Origin of the sequence: Kitasatospora sp. NBC_00374 (assembly GCF_041434935.1) — a bacterium.
Lineage (GTDB): Bacteria > Actinomycetota > Actinomycetes > Streptomycetales > Streptomycetaceae > Kitasatospora.
The window spans coordinates 7,839,346-7,858,321 of sequence record NZ_CP107964.1; the positions used below are offsets into that span (position 1 = coordinate 7,839,346).

General features: G+C 74.3%; 15 protein-coding genes. 4 read left to right on the plus strand and 11 right to left on the minus strand.

Annotated features, from left to right (window positions below; translation table 11 throughout):
- Positions 1-57 precede the first annotated feature (57 nt).
- Together OG871_RS34135 and OG871_RS34140 are read left to right on the plus strand one after the other, a co-directional pair.
- Positions 58-2,007, plus strand: coding sequence for a M28 family peptidase (locus tag OG871_RS34135; protein WP_371502121.1), 1,950 nt, complete (start codon positions 58-60; stop codon positions 2,005-2,007).
- Positions 2,008-2,052: 45 nt separating this feature from the next.
- Complete coding sequence (locus OG871_RS34140; RefSeq protein ID WP_371502123.1) at positions 2,053-4,038, plus strand: M36 family metallopeptidase; 1,986 nt, start codon at positions 2,053-2,055, stop codon at positions 4,036-4,038.
- Positions 4,039-4,106: 68 nt separating this feature from the next.
- On the opposite strand, the gene OG871_RS34145 is transcribed toward OG871_RS34140, so the two are convergent.
- Both OG871_RS34145 and OG871_RS34150 read right to left on the minus strand, forming a co-directional pair.
- Complete coding sequence (locus OG871_RS34145) at positions 4,107-4,511, minus strand: PPOX class F420-dependent oxidoreductase (RefSeq protein WP_371502124.1); 405 nt, start codon at positions 4,509-4,511, stop codon at positions 4,107-4,109.
- A gap of 36 nt (positions 4,512-4,547) precedes the next feature.
- Positions 4,548-5,792 carry a PP2C family protein-serine/threonine phosphatase gene (locus OG871_RS34150; RefSeq protein WP_371502126.1) on the minus strand — a complete coding sequence of 415 codons (1,245 nt, stop codon included), beginning with the start codon at positions 5,790-5,792 and terminating at the stop codon, positions 4,548-4,550.
- 572 nt (positions 5,793-6,364) lie between these two features.
- Here OG871_RS34150 and OG871_RS34155 point away from each other — a divergent pair.
- Positions 6,365-6,610, plus strand: coding sequence for a hypothetical protein (locus OG871_RS34155; RefSeq protein WP_371502127.1), 246 nt, complete (start codon positions 6,365-6,367; stop codon positions 6,608-6,610).
- 30 nt (positions 6,611-6,640) lie between these two features.
- Here the strand turns inward: OG871_RS34155 and OG871_RS34160 are convergent, their stop codons facing one another.
- The 9 genes from OG871_RS34160 to OG871_RS34200 all read right to left on the minus strand — a co-directional run bounded on the left by OG871_RS34160 (position 6,641) and on the right by OG871_RS34200 (position 17,788).
- A complete protein-coding gene (locus OG871_RS34160) occupies positions 6,641-7,108 on the minus strand; it encodes a selenium-binding protein SBP56-related protein (protein ID WP_371502129.1) in 468 nt (155 codons plus the stop codon).
- 153 nt (positions 7,109-7,261) lie between these two features.
- Positions 7,262-8,092 (minus strand): alpha/beta fold hydrolase, encoded by an 831-nt coding sequence (locus OG871_RS34165; RefSeq protein WP_371502130.1) that lies wholly within the window; start codon positions 8,090-8,092, stop codon positions 7,262-7,264.
- Positions 8,093-8,113: 21 nt separating this feature from the next.
- On the minus strand, positions 8,114-8,866 hold the full coding sequence (locus tag OG871_RS34170) for a formyltransferase family protein (protein WP_371502131.1): 753 nt from the start codon (positions 8,864-8,866) through the stop codon (positions 8,114-8,116).
- Positions 8,863-11,997, minus strand: coding sequence for an amino acid adenylation domain-containing protein (locus OG871_RS34175; protein WP_371502133.1), 3,135 nt, complete (start codon positions 11,995-11,997; stop codon positions 8,863-8,865). Before OG871_RS34175 ends, OG871_RS34170 begins: the two co-directional genes overlap by 4 nt.
- A gap of 42 nt (positions 11,998-12,039) precedes the next feature.
- Entirely contained in the window at positions 12,040-13,125 is a 1,086-nt protein-coding gene (locus OG871_RS34180; protein WP_371502135.1) for an NAD-dependent epimerase/dehydratase family protein, read from the minus strand.
- Positions 13,080-15,041 carry a fatty acid CoA ligase family protein gene (locus OG871_RS34185; RefSeq protein ID WP_371502136.1) on the minus strand — a complete coding sequence of 654 codons (1,962 nt, stop codon included), beginning with the start codon at positions 15,039-15,041 and terminating at the stop codon, positions 13,080-13,082. The genes OG871_RS34180 and OG871_RS34185 overlap by 46 nt, the downstream gene beginning before the upstream one ends.
- A 4-nt stretch (positions 15,042-15,045) precedes the next feature.
- A complete protein-coding gene (locus tag OG871_RS34190) occupies positions 15,046-15,963 on the minus strand; it encodes a hypothetical protein (protein ID WP_371502137.1) in 918 nt (305 codons plus the stop codon).
- A gap of 3 nt (positions 15,964-15,966) precedes the next feature.
- Complete coding sequence (locus tag OG871_RS34195; protein WP_371502138.1) at positions 15,967-17,028, minus strand: 3-oxoacyl-ACP synthase III family protein; 1,062 nt, start codon at positions 17,026-17,028, stop codon at positions 15,967-15,969.
- A gap of 523 nt (positions 17,029-17,551) precedes the next feature.
- Entirely contained in the window at positions 17,552-17,788 is a 237-nt protein-coding gene (locus tag OG871_RS34200; protein ID WP_371502139.1) for a hypothetical protein, read from the minus strand.
- A gap of 368 nt (positions 17,789-18,156) precedes the next feature.
- On the opposite strand from OG871_RS34200, the gene OG871_RS34205 reads away from it, so the two are divergent.
- Positions 18,157-18,768 (plus strand): LuxR C-terminal-related transcriptional regulator, encoded by a 612-nt coding sequence (locus OG871_RS34205; RefSeq protein ID WP_371502141.1) that lies wholly within the window; start codon positions 18,157-18,159, stop codon positions 18,766-18,768.
- Positions 18,769-18,976 lie beyond the last annotated feature (208 nt).

Consider the following 18,976-nt stretch of genomic DNA (forward strand, 5'->3'; position numbering starts at 1 on the left):
GCCCCGCGGGCTCCGCCGTGCCGCGCCCCGCAGCTACGCGCTCTCGGAGGCACCGAGATGTCCGTACTGTTCTTCGACATCGGGGCGACCCTCGCGGACGCCGCCGTCGGACCTGACGGCTCGTTGGTGCTCCACCCGCTGCCCCGGGTGTTCGAGGTCCTCGACGCGTTCACGACGACCCGCAAGGGCATCATCTCCAACCCGGGGCCGGGGGAGGCGGCGAAGGACCGCGCGGCGGCCGCGCTCCGGGCCGCGTTCGAGGGCCGGTTCACCGACGAGAGCCGAATCCACTGGGGGCCGAAGACCGGTCGCGGGATCTTCGACGCCGCGGTCGCCTCGTCGGGGGTGCCGGCCGGCGACTGCGTCTTCGTCGGCGAGGACCCCGACGAACGCGGCCAGGCCCGCGAGAGCGGTATGCGCACCGCGCCCCACCCGGTCTTCACCCTCGCCGCCGTCGAGGGACGGGCCGTCCTGTGGATCAGGATCGGCCTACCGGCGGGCTGGGGGCCGGTCACGCTGGACGAGGTGGCGAACGCCACCGAGGTCGTCCCGGTCCACGTCCCGTCCGAGCTGCTGGTGCTCGCCATGGCGACCGAGCGGGGCGTGGCCGTGCTCGAACAGGCCGCCTTCACCGTCGACCGGCGAGGTCCGGTGGAGGAGACCTCGGCCTTCCTGCTGCGCGACGACCGCCCGGTCCAGGCCCCGCGGGCGCTCGCGGAAGCCTCCGCCGCGCAGCGGCGGGCGGCCGAGGCCGATCTGCGCGCCGCCGCCGCGTTCGCCTTCGCCGCCGACCGGCTCGACGGCTCGGCCGCAGCCGCCGACGAGGCACCGCCGGTCGTCTCGCTCGGTACGGCGCCGGGCGGTGTCTACCTCGCCGTCCGCGCCGGCGCCCCGGTCGAGGAGCTGCACCTGCCCGGGACCAGGCCCGGGCACCTCGAACGGCTGCTCCCCGACCCGGCGCTGCTCTCGCGCCCGGGTGAGCCGCACGCCGCGGGACTGCTCGGGGACGGCTTCGCCGCCCTCGGGGCGCCTTCGCCGGAGACCGTCGCCGCGGTGCGGTCGACCGTCACCCCGGAGGCGATCCGCGGGCATGTCGCCCGCCTGTCCGGGGCTCGGCCGCTGGTCGACGGGGAGCCGTTGACGGTCCGTAGCCGGGACGTGTCGAGCGAGCAGAACCCGCTCGTCGTCGACGCGCTGGCCCGGCGCTTCCAGGACCTCGGCCTCGAGGTCAGGCGCCACTCGTTCAGCTGGCGGGGGCGGCGGCTGTTCAACGTGGAGGCCGAGCACCGGGTGGCGGGCGCGGACTCGGTGGTGCTGGTCACCGCGCACCTCGATTCGACCGCCGCCGAGGGCGAGTTCTTCGACGGGGCCGGCCGGCCGCGCCCGTACGATCCGGCGGCCGACCCGGCGCCCGGCGCCGACGACGACGGCAGTGGGGTCGCGGCGGTGCTGGCCACGGCCGAGTGCCTGCACGCGCTGGTCGCCGCCGGCCGGGTGCCGGCCAGCTCGCTGCGGTTCGTGCTGTTCAACGCGGAGGAACAGGGGCTGGTGGGCAGCAAGTTCTACGCCCGGGCGGCCGCCGCGGCGGGGGACGGCATCGCCGCCGTGCTGCAGATGGACATGATCGCGGGCTTCCAGGGCGGCACCCGCACGGTGGAGATCCACGCGGGGTCCGCCGTGCCCGGGCCGGCCGAGGAGGCCTCTCACGCGCTCGGGGGCATCCTCGGCACGGCCGTCGCGGCGGTGGAGCCCGGCCTGGTCGTCCAGCAGCTCACCGGGGACGAGGACCCGGCGGCGGGCCGCAGCGACCACGCGAGCTTCCACGAGCGCGGCTGGGCGGCCGTCGCGGTCTCCGAGAACTTCTTCGACGACACCGCCCCGGCGACCGGCACCCGGCAGTACCACCGGCCCGGTGACACCCTCACCGACCGGGACCACAGCACGGAGTACGCGACGTCCATCGCCCGCACCGTCGCGGCAGCCGCTCTGACTCTCGCGGGCCTCTGAGGCGCCACCACCGGCCTTGGAGCCGTCACCACCGAGGACCACGCCATGACCGACATGATCGACAAGCGGGACAAGGGCTACGACCGGTTCGCCGGCGACGTTGCCGAGCCCGGCAAGGTCAACCGTTTCACCGGGCACCTGAACGAGCTGAGGGTGTCCGGCGCGCCGAGCATCGCCGGCCTAGCCCCGGACGGCGGGGAGGACGTACCCGACGCCGTCTACATCGCCCACGCCAAGGCGTACGTCGCCTCGGCCGCCGGGGCGATGGGCTTCGCGGCCGACGAACCCGCCGAGTTCGAGGCCGACCCGAGCCTGACCACGACGAGCGAGGGCATGCGCGTCGTGAGCCTGCAGCAGGTGCTGAACGGCATCGAGGTCTGGGGGATGTCCCCGAAGGTCTGGCTGCACCGGGACGGCACGGTGGACCGGGTCGTCGGCGACACCGCCAGTGTGCCGGCCGACCTCCCGGCGAGTCCGGTGGTCCCGGCCGAATCCGCCCTGCGGGTGGCGGCGGCCAAGGCCGCCGAGGCACGGACCCTGCACACGGCGTTCGGCGACGACGAACTGCCCGGCCTCGACGTCTCGGCCGGTTTCGCGCGGGTGTCGTACCAGCCGAGCAGCGACCAGCCGATGACCTTCAGCAAGGGGGCGTTCGAGGAGGCCGTCCCGGCCCGGCTGGTCTACCTCAACATGGGGGAGGAGATCCGCCTCTGCTGGCTGTTCACCTTCTCCCGGGAGAACTTCGTCGCGCAGTACCGGGCCTTCGTCGAGGCGGACGGGCGGACGAAGGACCCGGACGCCCCGGAGATCCTCTACTTCTACGACACGGTGCGCCACGCCGTCGCGGGCCGGGTGTTCCGGCGCAATCCGGCCGAGAGCGGCTACGACCTCGCCGACTTCCCGCTGCCGTCGGCCGACTACCCGACGACGGTGCCGTCGACCGGGCTGCCCACCGGATTCCCGCTGCCCTGGCTGGACTTCGTGAACGGGACGGTGTCGACCGTCGGCAACAACGTGGCGGCCGTCAACGCGCGGGACCGCAAGCCGTTCGAGATCCCCCTCGACGTCACGGGCAGCGGGGTGTTCAGCCCGGCGGAGAACACCCCCGAGCAGTTCGTCACCAACATCTTCTTCTTCTGCAACTACATGCACGACTTCTTCATGATGCTCGGATTCACCGAGGAGCACGGGAACTTCCAGACCAAGAACGTCACCGGCAAGGGCAGGGGAGCCGACCCGGTCCTCGCCTTCGCCCACCCGGGTGCGGTGACCGGCACGGCCAACATGGCGACCCGGGCCGACGGCCAGGCCGCCGTGATGAACATGGGGATGGTCACCGGCACCGGCAACCACACGGCCAACGACGCGGACGTGGTCTTCCACGAGTTCACCCACGGCGTCACCAACCGGCTGGTCGGCGGGCTGTTCGACGCGGACGCCCTCAACGAGGACCAGTCCGTCGCGATGGGCGAGGGCTGGGGCGACTACTTCGCCCTGACCACCCGGAACTTCTCCCAGCCCGAGGAGCGGACCGTCACCGGCAGCTGGGTGGTCAAGCGGCCCGGCGGCATCCGGCAGCGGCCGTACGACACGCGGTACCCCGGCACGTTCGGGGACATCGGCAAGGGCCCGGGCGAGGTCGCGGGCGCCGGCAACGCCGACCTGAGCTACCAGGAGGTCCACGACGTCGGCGAGATCTGGTGCGCGACCCTGATGGAGCTGACCCGCAAGGTCTGCGCCGCGCTCGACGACAAGCAGCGGGGCTACCGGGTCAGCTGGCAGGCGGTCGTCGACGGCCTGAAGCTGACGCCGAAGAACCCGTCCTTCCTGGTGGCCCGGGACGCGATCCTGCGCGCCCTGCGGGCACTGCGGGGAGGGACGCTGACCCCGGCGGAGTACACCGCGGTCCGGCTCGCGGCCTGGGAGGCGTTCGCGAGGTTCGGGATGGGCTTCGACGCGTTCTCCCCGAACGCGTCCTTCGTCGGCTGCCACGGCGGCACGGCCATGCCGCCGGCCGGGTCGGAGGACTGACCGGGCGGGCCACCCGGCCGGGACAGCCGGCCGGGTGGCCCGGCCGTCGGGGCTCAGTCCGTCAGGGCTCAGTCGGTCAGGGTGATCCGGATGCCGATCGTGCCGCGCTCGCCGCGCCGCAGCCGGCTGCCCAGCAGGGTCACCACCCCGAGCAGGCCGTACTTCTGCCGCAGCAGCGTGCGGTAGGCCGCCGTCCGCTCGGGCGGGCAGATCTCCGCCACGGCCGGGTGGTTCTCACCGGTCGGGTTGCCGCGGGCGTCGCACGGACCGACCAGCACGTCGGCGCGGTTGCGGATCCGCCGCACCTTCCAGGACTCGGCGGCCGTCCAGATCCCCAGCGCGTCGCCGTCCCGGACCACCCAGACCGGGGTCGGCACCGCGGTGCCGTCCTTGCGGAAGGTGGTGACCAGCAGGTAGCTCCCGGTGGCGAGTCGGACGAGGCGTTCCAGCCGGTCGTTCGGTGTGGCATCCATGGCGCGCATTCTAGGCGCGTCGGGCACGCGGTCCGGCTACAGGGCCGATTCGGCGAGGTGGTCGGCGCTGCCGCCGCTCCACTCGACGAGGAAGAGGCTCGCGTCGTCCGTCGTGGTCCCGCCCCGCTCCCGCATCAGGGTGTGGGAGAGGCCCCGCACCATCTCCTGGACCCCTCGACTGGCAGGCCCGACCCGCTCGATGGTGGCGATCAGGCGTTCCTCGCCGAACTGCTCCCCGCCGGCGGTGTGCTCCTCGACGAGGCCGTCGGTGTAGAAGAGCAGTCGGTCACCGCGCCGGAGCTGGCACGTGTCGACCTGCGGGGTGGCCCCGCCGAAGCCGACGGGAAGGGTTCCGGGACTGTCCAGGGCCTCGACGACCTGGTGGTCCCGGATCAGCAGCGGCGCCGGGTGGCCGGCGTTGACCCACTGCAGCAGGCCGGTTCCGATGTCCAGGCGCATCATCTGGGCCGTGACGAACTGGTCGGGGCCGAACTGCTCGTCCACGGCGGCATCCATGAACGCGTACAGCTCGGCGAGCCCGACATCGGCGCGTCTGGCATGCCGGTAGGCGCCCACCGCGACGGTCGCCAGGACGGCGGCGTTCAATCCGTGGCCCATCGCGTCGATCATCGCCAGATGCAGGATGTCGTCGTTGAGGGCGTAGTCCAGACTGTCCCCGGCGACGGTGTAGGCGGGCTCCAGGATTCCGGCGACCGTGACCTGAGGCGTGTTCATCGACAGCGGGGGCAGCAGGGACCACTGGATCTCGGCAGCCACGCTCATCGGCTCGCGACGCCGCGCCTGGAAGAACCGGTCCGTATAGCCGTTCTTGGTGACCAGCATGTCGGCGACCAGACCCGCGAGACGTCTGAGCAGCCGACGGTCGTCGTCATCGATGCTGTCGAGGGTGACGGCCAGGACCCCGACCTCGTCACTGCCGTCCAGCAGTGGCAGGAACATCCGGGTGCCGTCGGCCGCCGGGTGCTCCGACGGGGCAGCGCGCAGGAACACCGCGCCGGCCGGGGAGTCGTCGATGGGCACCGGATCACCGACGAAGAGCCCCCGCCCCGGGAGCGGGACCAGCATGAGCTGGCCGTAGTCCTGCAGGAGGATCGAGACGTCCCTGCCGCCTATCGCCCGCACCTCCTCCGCCACCAACGGAGCGATGAGCTGGGGCGGCATCTCGTGAGCCCGGTCGAGCAGCTGCCCCAGCAGTCGCTCACCGAACCCCTCGGTCCGGTCCACCGCGGCCTCGCGGTGCTCCCGCGCGAATTCCGCCATGGGTACCTCGGTTCTGCGCAGCACTTCGGCAGGCCGGCTTCCCCGGCCTGCGTTCACCTGGATCCACGAGCGTTTCGCCGGCGTGTTCTCTGTTCAGCATCGCATCGCCGTCTGCACCGCGACACCTGGACCGGGGGCTGCTCGACCGCACGACCCCTGTCTCCGGCCCCCCCGGAACGGTGGCGGTCGGCCCATGCGGCGGTCCGCCACCGGCCGAGATTGAATTCTGCGAGCCCGGATTACCGTTCCGGGAATGTGCGGAGGAATTTCCGGAATGCGCACTTTGTGGAGTACGCTGGAATTTGCCGGGATAGCTCACCGGTAAGGGCGATCGCGAGGAGGTAAAACGTGCAGATCAATGAGGCAGGAGCCCTGACGCTGCGACTCGTGATCGAAGAATTCTTCCCCGCCTCCTCGGCGGGAGGGTGATCGAGGTCATCCAGGGGTGGGGGCCGCAGGCTCGAATCCTGTTGTACCGGCCGGCGTTCACGCAGGTCGTAGGCCGTCTTCGCAGAGATGCGGAGGCGGCCTTGCTGGTGGTTCGCCGAGCGGCCGGGGAATACCGTGGAAGCATGTCTGTCTACGTGAAACTTGCGCCTGAGGCCCGGTCGCCCGCCGAACCGTCCAGCGGGCCGCTGGACATGCAGTACGAGGACAAGCCCGTGAGCGTCACCTACGAGTACGACCTGCATCCGAGCGGGGCACTGCGGATCCTGCGCGTCTCGGAGAACGGTCCCCATGTCGTCGAGGGGTTCTTCGCGGCCGGGGCATGGCTTCAGGTCGCGGGCACCTACCGCCGGAGCGGTTCCGAGTACTGATTGCGGCGTCCGGGCGGCGGCGGCCCGCGGTCAGCGGAAGCAGTAGGAGTCCGAGGAGGCGTCGCCGCCGTGCAGGTGGGTCTGGTGCACCCGCAGCCCCTGGAACTCCTCACCGTGCGGGAAGAAGCGCGGGTCGACCGCCAGCCCGCCGGCGGCCGGGTCGGCGTCGAGCTTGATCATCCAGGGGGCGATGCCGCCGGGGTGGAACTGGTCGTCCCACGCGTCGTAGAGCGAGTCGTGCGCGAGCGCGCTGTCGCAGGCGTTCCAGCTGAAGTGGTGGAGCTCGTCGCCGGGTTCGGGGAGTTCGGCGAGGTGCAGCACCCGGCCGTAGGTCGGGGGCCGCGGGTCGGTGTCGACGGTGATCAGGGCGTCCGGGCGGCGGGCCGAGCGGTCGAACCCGGCGACGTAGGCGAGCTTCTCGGGTGGGGGCGGCGACCGCGTCCGAGGGCGTCCGGTACAGCGAGGGTCGGTGTGTCCGTGGGCGGCGTGATCTGCCATGGCGGCTCCTCTGCCCGACCGCGCCGACTGGCTCGGCTGGGGACGGGAAGTGACCGGTCATCAGGAGATGACCGGTCCAGCAGCCTTCCACAGGGTCGTGGGCGCACGGCAGGCGCGCGGGGGCGGGCGCGCAGCGCGGCGCCCGCCGCGCCGTCAGAGTTCCTCGGCGGACGCCTTCCCGCGGCCGAGCAGGGGTGAGCTGCTCCCGTCGAGCAGGACTCGGGCGACCAGCTCGGGGTTGTCGCCCATCGGGACGTGGCCGCAGTCGGCGAGCGGGACGAAGCGCGCGGTCGGCAGCAGTTGGCGGGCCCGGCGGCCCTGGGCGTAGGGCAGCAGGCGGTCCCGGCTGCCCCAGGCGATGGTCACCGGGACCTCGGCCGGGATGGCGGCGGGGAAGCGCGGGGCCTGCTCGGTGCGCCCGGCGACGAGGGTCTGCCGGAAGCCCGGCGCCTGCAGCAGGGCGCGGGTGTCGAGCAGGAGTTCCGCCGGGTCGAGCCGCTCGGGGCGGCCGTAGATCATGCCGAACATCAGCCTGCGGCCCTGCGGGTACTCCGCCAGCCTGGCCCGGACCGGCTCCGGGGTGCGGGCGGCGAACCGGTGCAGGTTCAGCACGCTGCGCGCGTACAGGAAGCCGGACCGGCGGTAGAAGCCGGCCGGGGAGAGCGCGGTCGCCGAGGAGGCGAGCCCGTGCCGGGCGGCGTGCAGCGTGAAGAGCCCGCCGAGTGAGTTTCCGGCCACGTGCGGGCGCTCGACGCCGATGGACGTCAGGAAGTCGCCGAGCACCCGCATCGCGCTGTCGATGGTGTACGGCATGCCGGCGGGCAGCGGCGGCGAGGCGCCGAAGCCGGGAAGGTCGACGGCGATCACCTCCCGCTCCCGGGCGAGCAGGTCCAGGACGGGCTTCCAGCCCTGCCAGCGGTGCCCGATGCCGTGCAGCAGAAGCAGTGGTGGGCCGTCGCCCCGGCGCTCGTGTACAAGGTCCATGACGACGAGCGTAGGCCGAAGTTACTCGCCAGTCACTCCCTTGTGAGAACTTTCGTCAATAGTCCGGAACCCGCCCTCGCCCGGCCCTGCCGGACCGCCCCGCAGCGCCGCCACCAGCTCGGGCACGAACGGCGCCGTGACCCCGAGGTCGGTGGCCCGCGGGTAGGCCGGATGCGCGGCGTACGAGGGCAGCTCGCGCAGCGCCCGCAGGCCGAAGTAGCCCGGGGGGCCGGGCTCCCGCGGGGCCGGCGGCGCCGGGTCGCGCCCGGCCGCCACGTCCGCCAGCGAGCGCTGGAACAGCCGGTGGCAGGCCTGGACGCCGCGCAGCAGTACCTGGTGGTACCGCGCCTCGGCGGCGACGGGGAAGGTCAGTTCGGCGAGCACCCGGCCGGTGTCCACGCCCGCGTCGACCTCGTGCAGCGTCGCGCCGTACTCCCGGTCGCCCCGCAGCAGCGCGAACGCCACCGCCGCCGAGGGCAGGCCGCGGTGCTGCGGCAGCAGGCCGTTGTGGATGTTGTAGATCCGCAGCCCCCGGGAGAGCAGCGGCGCGCGGAAGATCATCCGGTTGTTGACCGACCAGACCACGCCGTCGCCGCACCGGGCGAGCAGCTGCTCGGCCACCGCGTTGACGTCCGCGGTGGTCAGGTGCGCGGTGGCCGCGTCGCCCGGGTCGTCCGCGGGGTCGTCCGAGACCACCAGGTCGACCCGGTGGCCGGTGTCGAGGGCGTGGGTGACGGCCCGCCGGAGCAGGGCGCCGCGACCGACGAAGATCACGCCCTCGCCTCCTTCGCGGATGCGGACGCGGACGCGGGCGCCGATGCGCTGCGCTGTGCGGCCCGCACCGCGTCACTCACCCGTCGCAGTGTCAACTCCGCCATCGCATCGCCGAGTTCGTCCATGAAGACGTCCGCCGCGCGCGGGTCGAGCAGCTCCTCGGTGATGGTCGAGAGCATCTCCAGCACCGCCAGCGAGTCGCCGCCCAGATCCTGGAAGTCGGCGGCCGGGCCGATCGAACGGCGGTCCAGCCCGAGCGCCCGCGACCACACCCCGGCCACCCGCTCGGCCACCTCGTCCGGCGCCGGCCCCACGGCGACGGACGCGTCGGCCGCCACCGGGGCGGGCACGGCCCCGAACGGGTCGGGCAGGGCTGCGAGATCCGTCTTCCCGGAGACCGTCAGCGGAAGCTCGGCCACCGGCACGACGACCGCGGGCACCAGGTGCGCGGGCAGCAGCTCGGCGAGGTGGTCGCGCAGCGCCGACCCCAGGCCGGCCGAGGCTCCGGTACGGCCCGCGCCCTCGGCCGTGAGGACGTACGCGCAGAGCGCAGGCGACCCGCCCGGGCGGGTCCGGACGGTCACCGCCGCCGTGCGCACCGCCGGGTGGCCCTCCAGCGCGGCCTGCACCTCGGCGGGCTCGATCCGGTGCCCGGCGATCTTCACCTGCTCGTCGTCGCGTCCCACGAACTCGAGCTCCCCGCCCGGCAGCCGGCGCGCGAGGTCGCCGGTGCGGTAGCGGCGCACGCCGTCGGCGCCGACCGGGAAGGAGACCGCGTCCAGTTCGGGCCGGCCCAGGTAGCCGCGGGCCAACTGCACGCCGGAGAGCAGGATTTCGCCGACAACACCCTCCTGGTCGGGCCCGATCGGCGCGCCGTCGCCGTCGACCAGCTCGACCGTGACCTCCGGTGCCGGCCGGCCGATCGGGACGACCGGACCGGTCTCGGTGCCGTCCAGGACGTGGGCCAGGCAGCCGACGGTCGCCTCGGTGGGCCCGTACCCGTTGATCAGCCGGGCCTGCGGCCCGAGCCGGCGCCGGGCCCGGTCGGCGGCGGCCCGGGTGAACTGCTCACCGCCGACCAGCAGGGTCCGCAGCCCCGCGAGGTCGAGGCCGTACGTCTCGACCAGGTCCAGGTGGGTCGGTGTCACCGCGAGCGCGTCCGCCCGGTGGCGCTCCAGCAGTTCGCGCAGGGCGGGCCGGGTCGGCTCGCCCGGGACGAGCACCGTCGTGCCCCCGTGCAGCAGTGGCAGGAACAGCGGGAAGCAGGAGATGTCGAAGGCGAACGAGGACAGGAAGGCGAACCTGGTCCGCTCGTCCACCCGGCACAGGTCGGCCGCCCACCGGACGAAGGCGATCAGCGCGCCGTGCTCGATCTGGACGCCCTTGGGTCGCCCGGTGGAGCCCGAGGTGTAGACGACGTAGGCGAGTTGCCCCGGCTCCGGTTCGGCCGGCCGGAAGCCGGCCGGCGCGTCCGGGACGTCCTCGGCGGCCAGCACGGCGCAGGGCGACGCGCCGGCCGCGCGGCCCAGCATCCGCCGCTCGGTCACACAGGCGACCGCGCCTGCCTCCTGGAGCACCTGTGCGATCCGGGCGTCCGGCTGGTGCGGGTCCAGCGGGAGGTACGCGGCCCCGGCCTTCAGGATGCCCCAGAGCCCGGCGACCCCGGCCGGGGACCGCTCCACCAGCAGCCCGACCACGTCCTCGCGGGCGACACCGCGCCGCAGCAGCCCGGCCGCCACCGCGTCCGAACGCCGGTCGAGCTCGGCGTAGTAGACGGGGCCGGCCGGGCCGTCCAGCGCGGTCGCCCGCGGCGTCCGCGCGGCCTGCCGCCGGAGCAGCCCGACCACCGTGGCGTCGGCCGCGTCCGCCGCGACCGGCTCCGACGCCGTGCCGGCCCGGGCCGGCACGGCGGTGTCCGGCCCGGTCACGGAGGCGATCAGCCGGTCCATCAGCTCGTCGGCCCGTGCGGCCAGACCGGGGCCGCCCTGGAAGCCGACGGTCAGCTCGGTGCGGTCCGGGAGCTCGACCGCCACACAGGACACCGGGACCAGCGGGGCGTGCACCGGCAGCGCGTACACCGTCCGGCCGGTGAAACCCGCGCCGGAGCACTCCGCCGGGCTGATCCGGCCCAGGTGGGAGACGACCGCCGAGGCCAGGTGCCGGTCGCGCCGCAGGGACACCGCCCGGCCCGCCCGGAGCAGCGCGGCGGCGGCCGGAAGCGGCAACCGGGCCAGCGCCGACTCGAAGCCCTCGGCGAGTTCCCGGCGGTCGGCCAGCGCACGCAGCAACTGCGCCTGGGCGCCGGGCCAGGACTCTCCCGCGGCGAGGTCGAGGAAGACCGGCAGGGTCAGGTTGCCGGTGGCCGGCTCGCCGCCGTGGTGGCGCCGCAGGTCCACCGGCACCATCACGCGGGCACGAGGTGCCCCGGTGGCGTCGGCCACCGCCCGGGCCAGCCGTGCGGTCAGGGAGCGGTGCCGGCCCGGCAGGGTGCGCCGGCGCCACAGCGCCTCCGGCCGCCCCGCCGCCCCGGCCGGGCCGGCGGTCAGCGGTGCGCGCTGGTCCAGCAGCAGCGCGGGCCGGCGGCCGGTGGCACCGACCTCGGCCAGCAGCCCGGCGTCGGTGAGCGGCGAACGGGCCGGCCGGGCCGGCTCCCCGCGCAGCGCCCGGAACACCTCGCCCATCCAGAGCAGCGCACCGTGCCCGTCCATCACCCCGTGGAAGGCGCGGAACACCAGCGCGCCGGCGCCCGCCGCGCCGGGCAGCAGCAGCACCTCGCAGCCCGGCCCCCGGCGGAGGTCCAGCGGATCCTCCAACCAGGCCGTGCCGGAGCGCAGTTCGGCGTCCGGTCCGCTGCCGTCCGGGGCCACCCGCAGCTGCGGCGGACGCCCGGAGTCGATCCACCGGCGCCCTCGGCGCACCAGCCGGGAGCCGGGGCAGGACTCCGCGGCGGCCGCCAGGGCCGCCCGGAGCCGCTCCGGGTCCGGATCGCCGTCGCCCTCGACGACGAGCTGCAGCACCATGGCGCTGCCGACCCGGTGTGCGCCGAGGTACAGCCATTCGGTGGCCGAGACCGGGCGCCGGTATGCCGCCTCGCCCGACCGGGCGGCAGGGGTGCTGTCGTTGGTAGTCATCACAGTCTTCCTGAGGTGTGGTCAGCCGTCGCGAGCGGTCCGTCAGCGCCCGGGCCGGACGAACTCCCGGGCGCCGCCGATCGATTCGACCCAGTCCCGCAGCCCTCGCAGGCCGGCCTCCTGGTCCGTCACGGGCAGGTAGCCGAAGTCCCGTTCGGCCGCCGCCGTGCTGTACGTCGCGGAGCGGGTGAGCAGGGCCACCGAGTAGCGGCTCAGCGGTGGCTCGCGGCGGTCGGCCAGCGCGGGCACCCGCCAGAGCAGTTCGACCGCCGCCACCAGCGCGTCCCGTACCGCCGGTGACAGACGGCGGGTCGGCGGCGTGCCGTCGAACAGTGCGGCCACCCGGGCGAGGAACGCCCAGAGGTCGGTCTGCTCCCGGTCGGCGACGAAGTACGCCCGTCCGCCGACCCGTTCGGCCGGCGCCTCGGCGGCGAGCAGCGCGGCCGCGACCGCGTTGTCGCAGTGGCAGAGCGAGACCAGTACCGGCTTCCCGGCGGACAGGTCCGGCAGGCGGCCGGCCAGCATCCGCTCCAGCAGCTTCGGCAGGAAGCCGGAGTGGTCCCGGGGGCCCCAGATGCCCCGGGGGCGCAGCGCGACGGTGGTGAAGCCGGGTTCGTCGCCGGCCAGCACGAGTTGCTCGGCGGCGGCCTTGGTCTCGGAGTACAGGTTCAGCCAGCGGTCCGGGTACGGGGTGGACTCGTCGATGCCGAGGCGGTCGCCGTCGTCCGGGCCCATCAGGGCACTGGGGCTGCTGACGAAGACGAACCTGCCGCTGCCGGCGGCCCGGGCGGCCGCCATGAGCAGCGCCGTGCCCGTCACGTTCTCCGCGGTGAACCGGGCGCGGCTGCCGAAGTCGACGACCCGGGCGGCACTGTGGTGCACCACGTCGACGCCCTCGACGGCGCGGCGCAGCGACTCGGCGTCGCCGAGATCACCGTGGACGAGCTCCAGGCCGGGCACCGTCCGCAGCCGGCTGAGGTCGCTGGTGCGGCGGACCAGCGCCCGGACCTGGTGCCCGGCCCGCAGCGCGCCGTCGACCAGGTGGCCGCCGAGGAAGCCGGACGCGCCGGTCACCAGGACCTTCACCGCGCCACCGCCGCCCGGTCGGCGGCGGGCAGCAGTCGCCACCAGGTCGCGCCGTACAGCATGGTGAGCGCGGCGGTGGCCGCCGCTCCGCGTCCGGCCGCCCGGCCGCGGGGCAGCGCCTGCGGGATCTGGGCGGCGTGCACCACCACGCTCAGGAAGGCGTCGATCCACCAGAGCGCGACCAGCACCGGCTGGTCCACGGGGTGCAGCAGGCCGGCCGCCAGGTAGGCCCAGCCGGCCAGCGGGACGGCGCGCAGCGCCCACTCCCGCCGCCGGCCGCGGCCGCTGAGGCGGTCGTCGGCCCAGCGGGCGAGCCGCTCGCGGCCGATCTTGGCGTTGTGCCGGATGTCGACCGGGAACGCCGGGTGCCGCAGGAAGACGTCCACGCCGGCGGTCTGCGGCTGCGCCGCGCCCAGCGCGCGCAGTTCACCCACCAGCGCATCCCAGCGCTCGGCCGGGAGGCCGGGCTCGGTCTCCACGCAGAGCACGGGCCGCTGCGCGCCGGCCTCGCCGACGCCGACCAGGGCGGTGCGCCGCACCAGCGGGTGGGCGTTGAAGACGCCCTCGCAGCGGACGGTGTGCAGGTCACCCGCGGCGGTGCGGACCCGCTGCGTCTTGCGGCCGCAGAACCACAGGCGGCCCTGCGGGTCGAGCCGGCCGAGGTCGCCGGTGCGGTGCCAGGTCCGGCCCCCGGCCGCGTCCCGGATCTTGTGGGCGGCGTCGGCGGCGGGCGCGGCGTGGTAGCGGGGGCTGACGGACTCCCCGCTGACGACGATCTCGCCGACCTCGCCCGCGGCCAGGGCGAGGGTCTCGCTCCAGGAGGGCAGCGGGCCGTCGCTGACGGGGACGATCCGGACCTCGGTGCCGGGCACCGGGTACCCGACGCAGGTCCCGGCGCCGTGCGGTGCGAGGGCGGCGGTCTCCTCCAGGATCTCCTCGGACTCGATCGAGGTGATCGGCAGCACCTCGGTGGCACCGTAGGTGACGTGGATCGCGGCCTTCTCGTCGAGCACCCGGCGCAGGCCGGCGACCACCTCGGGCGGTACGGGCGCGCCGCCGGACACCACGCACCGCAGGTCGGGCAGGGCCGTGGGGTGCTCCGCCAGGTGGTCGCCGAGGCGGCGCAGCAGGGCGGGGGAGGCGAACATCGTCGAGGTGCGGTACCTGAGCATGGCGTCCACCAGCGGCGCCGGGTCGGCCTGGCCGACCTTGGCGGGGGAGAGCGGCGCCAGGACGAGGGTGGAGCCGAAGAGCAGGTCGAGCATGCCGTAGAGGGGCAGGGTGACGAGCGAGACCTCGTCCCGGTCGCGGGTGTGGGCGGCCCGGACGGCCCGGGCCATCGCGGCCGCCATCCGGTGGGTGTACTCGACGCCCTTGGCGGGCCCGGTGCTGCCGGTGGTGAACCCGATCATCATCAGGTCGTCGCCGCGGACGGCCGTCGAGGGCGCGGCGCCGGCCGGGCCGGTACGCAGGGCGGCGAGGGTGTGCCCGCCCCAGGCCCAGCGCCGTCCGAGCGTCACCGTGATCCGGACCTCGGCGAACGCCCGCCGGCCGAGCACCCGTACGGCGTGGGCGACCGGCGGGCCGACGAACGCCTCGGCGCCGACCGCCCGGTAGCAGTGCAGCATCCGCCGCACGCCCATGCCGGGGTCGACCACGACCGGGACGGCGCCGAGCCGCAGCAGGGCGAAGAGCAGCACGAAGAGATCGGGGCCGGGCGCCGCCATCAGGACGGTGCGGGTGCCGTGGCCGATGCCGATCGCGGCGAGCGAGCCGGACATCGTGGTGATCTCGGTGTGCAGCCGGCCGTACGTCAGCTCGGTGTAGCGGACGCGGCCGTCGGCCTCCGTGCCGTCGGGGTGGATGATCGCGGCCTTCTCCGGGAAGGCCAGGGCGTTGCGTTCGAGGTGTTCGGCGAGGCCGAGGTCCCCGCTGAGCAGGTCCGATGCGGTGGTCACCGGGTCACCGTTCCTGGGGCCGGTAGCTGACGCACACGGCGCTCGGACCGGCGCCCACGGCGACGAAGAGGATCTGGTCGACGTCCTCGGGGAGCCCCTGGCCGACCGCCCGGAGGTAGCCGAGGATCGGGGCGGCGGTGTGCGGCAGGCCCTCGCCGCCGCCCGGCGCGTCCGGGGCGATCACCGAGGACTCGGGCAGGCCGAGTCGGCCGGCGAGGCGCTGCGCGAAGTCCGCGGTCGGGCGGGAGCTGACCACCAGCGTGCGGTGCAGGTCGAGTCCCTCGGTCCGGGCGTACTCGGCGGCGGTGTCCACGGCCAGGTCCAGCAGTTGCTCGGCGAAGCCGTGGTCGCGCCGTACGGTGATCCGGGCGCGTCCGCCCGCGCCCATGCCGGCGGTCGGCAGGTAGCCGGCGGTCGCCGAGGCCTCGTCGGAGCCGGCCGTCCGGACGGGGCCGAAGCCGCCGTCGGCGGTGGCGGAGCGTTCCAGCAGCAGGGCGGCGCCGAGGTCGGCGTACGGGTAGTCGTCGTCCAGCGCGGCCCGGCCGCCCGGGTGGACGTCGGCGGCGGTGATCAGGACGCGTTCGGTGCTGCCGGTGGAGAGCATCGCCTGGGCGACCTGGACGGCGTTGAGCACCCCGCAGGCGCCGTTCATCAGATCGAAGGAGAAGGCCGCGCCCGGCACGGGGTGGGCCAGGTAGTCGAGGTTGATGCCCACCTCCTTCTGCACCAGGGCGCCGACGGCGGGTTCGAAGGTGTTGTGCTCGCGGTACACGCCGACGTTGATCAGCGCGCCGACCGCGTCCGGCGAGATCCGGGCCTCGGCCAGGCACTCCCGGGAGGCCCGGCCTGCCAGCAGGACGGCCGCCGCCTGCCCGTCCGTCGGTGCGGCGATGGCCGATGCGGCCCTGATGACGGTGGTCATGGTTCAGACCCCAAGGTTGGTGATGGTCGCGGACAGGGCGCCGGTGACGACGCCGGAGGCGGCGGGCACCAGCAGGTACCGGGCGCCGCGGCGGGCGGTGCCCGCCGTGAGGTGCCGGTGCAGCACCAGGAAGTGCGAGGTGGTCGCGGTGTTCCCGAACTGCTCCACCACCGACAGTGATTCGGGCATCTCGGTGCCGAACTCGCGGGCACCGGTGAGGTTCACGTAGTCGACGAACCGGGTGCCGACCTGGTGCTGGACGATGTAGTCGAACTCCTCGTCGGCGAACGTGCGTCCGAGCTTGGCGAGTTGGTCGCCGTGGAAGGCCGGCCACATGCGCAGTCGGTCCTCCTTGTGCATCTGGCGGTTGTCCGTGTAGAGCGCGATGCCCTCGGTCCGCTCGCTCGGCATGCCGAGGCACAGGTGCGAGTACTCGGCGCAGGTCATCAGGTCCACGTAGTGGATCCGGTCGGCGTCGTCGACCGCGCGGTCCATGATCACCGCCATGGCGGAGTCGCCGACCGACAGCGAGGCGAACTGCGGGTCGTAGCTGTCGGAGATCTCGCGCGCCGCGGTCTCGGCGACCCGGGTGGCCTGCTCGCCGCTGACCACCAGTCCGTTGCGGACGATCCCGGCGCGGATCATCCGGTCCAGCAGGTGGACGCCGGTCAGCATGCCGGCGCAGGCGTTGGACACGTCGAAGTGGATCGCGCGGCGGGCGCCGAGCTCCCGGGCCAGCAGCCCGGCGAAGGAGGGCTCGAAGTAGAAGTCGTCGCCGTCCTTGAACCGGGTGATGGAGGCCGAGACGACCACGTCCAGGTCGGCGGCGTCGTAGCGGGAGTGCGCGAGCGCGTCCTGGGCGGCCTTGAGCGCCAGCCCGTAGGAGTCCTCGCCGGCCTCGGGCCGGCGGTCGTACACCCGGCGTTCGGTGACGCCGGTGATGCGGGCCAGGTCCACGTCCGGCAGCTGCTCCACGGAGGCGACCAGGTCGGGGGTGGACCGGACGGTACTTGGCAGGTACGCGCCAAGGGCCTCGAAGCGACTGCCCCGTGCGTCGGAGGTCATCTTTCCTCTTTCATCTGCTGGACGGCCGGCGGATTACCCCGCTCGGGCCCGACCTGGAAACGGCGCAAGGCATGCGTCCGCTGCGCGTACGGGCTCCCGGTGGGAGCCGTCGGCGGACCGAATCCTGCGGCCGGTCATCTGGTCATATCTGTACGTTACCTGACGGTATGTTGCCTTTATGTAACCCATGGTGGTTCAGTGATGACTGTCACTCGCTCAAAGGTGATCACGCCCCGCGGACGCCGGTCGCGCCCGAGCGGGCACAACCCCGCCCGTCCGCAGCGGATCTGACGTGCAGTCCAGGAGCAGTGGAAGCACGCCGAGGAAAGCGCCCGTACCGGCGGCCGGGCCGCCCGAGGCCGGGCCGGGGCGGCTACCCGGCCGCCTGGCGGTCGGTGGCGTCGAACCGGGCGGGCGCCGCGGTGGCCCGGCTCCTGCGTGTCCCCCGTCCCGGCCGCCCGTGCGCTGGTGGACCGGCCGGTGCGGCCGGATGTGTGGTGATCGTCACGGGGTGTTCCCCGGGTCAGCCGGTTCCGGGCGGGACGGGCCCGGGGGGCGACCACCGCGGCATCCGCGCCGCCAGCGCGCCCAGGTCCACCTGGAACACCCGGAACCCGGCCAGGTCCAGCGCCTCGACCTGGCCGAGGTCCCGGGTCAGCAGGAAGGTCCCGCCGCCCGGCGGTCCGTCCTCGCCGGAGGCGATCACCTTCCAGAACTCGCGGGGGAGCCGGATCCTCGTCGACGCGTTGATCTCGGACATGACGACTTTCCTTCGTGCGGGACGGCGCCTACGGTGGTGAGGAGGCCCTGCCGGGGACGGCCCCGGGCTCCGTGTGCCGCCCTGTCCATGCCGGCTGCGCGGGCTGCCGCCCGGCCGGACACCCGGGATCCCGGCCCCAGTGTGACCCGCCGGCCGCGGCCCGCCAAGGGCCGAACCACCCACAGGCGACGGGGCAGTCCTGCCCCTGCCCCGGGCGCCCGCACCGTGGCGGCGGCCCGGAGACCGGTGACCGGGCCATTCCTGCGCGTGCCGGAAGGCCGGGCGAGGTGAAGACTGGGGGTCATGGGGGCTGAACGCACGCATGCAGCGGGCTCGCCACAGCAGCGGCCGCCCGCCGAGGACCACCCATGAGCTCGCAAGTGAGACGGGTCGCCGTCGTCGGCGACTGCCCCCTGTTCCGGCGCGGTCTGGCCCAGGTGATCGACTCCGCCACCGACCTCACCTTCACGGTCGGCGCCCGCTCCGCGGAGGAGGTCGAGGGCGACCTCCGGCCCGGCGACGTGGTGCTGCTCGACCTGGAACTCCAGCCCGCACCACTGGCCGCCGTGGTGTACCGGCTGGCCGGGCTCGGCATGGAGGTCCTGGTGCTCTGCTCCGACCTGCAGAGCGACATCGTGCCGCCGATGCAGGCCGGTGCACGCGGCTGCCTGAGCCGGCGGGCCGGCGAGCAGGAACTGCTGGCGGCGATCCGGCTGGTGGCCTCCGGCTGCTCGTACGTGTCCGCGGCGCTCGCCGTCCGCTCCTGGACGGAGACCACCTGCAAGGTGACGGAACGGGAGCGGCAGATCCTGGAGCTGCTCGCCAACGGCGAGACGGACCACGGCATCGCGGACCGGCTGGGCATCAGCGAGCACACCGTCCACTCGCACCTGGACCGCCTGCGCGACAAGATCGGCTCCCGCCGCCGGGCCGATCTCACCCGCTTCGCCATCGCCCACGACATCATCCCCGGCCGCTGACCGGCCGCTGACCGGGCGCGGTCCCGCGGACCGCGAGGTGCTCGGGGCCGGTGGCGACTGCCGTCCTCGACCACCCGCAGCGCCGCCGGAGCGTACGGCCTGAGCGGCCGGTCCCGGTCCGACGGGGCTTCCCCGGCGACTCTCTGACATCGGGTCAGACCGGTGTGCGTCCGGCGGGAAGGGCGGGGTACGCGCCCGGGGTCGGGCC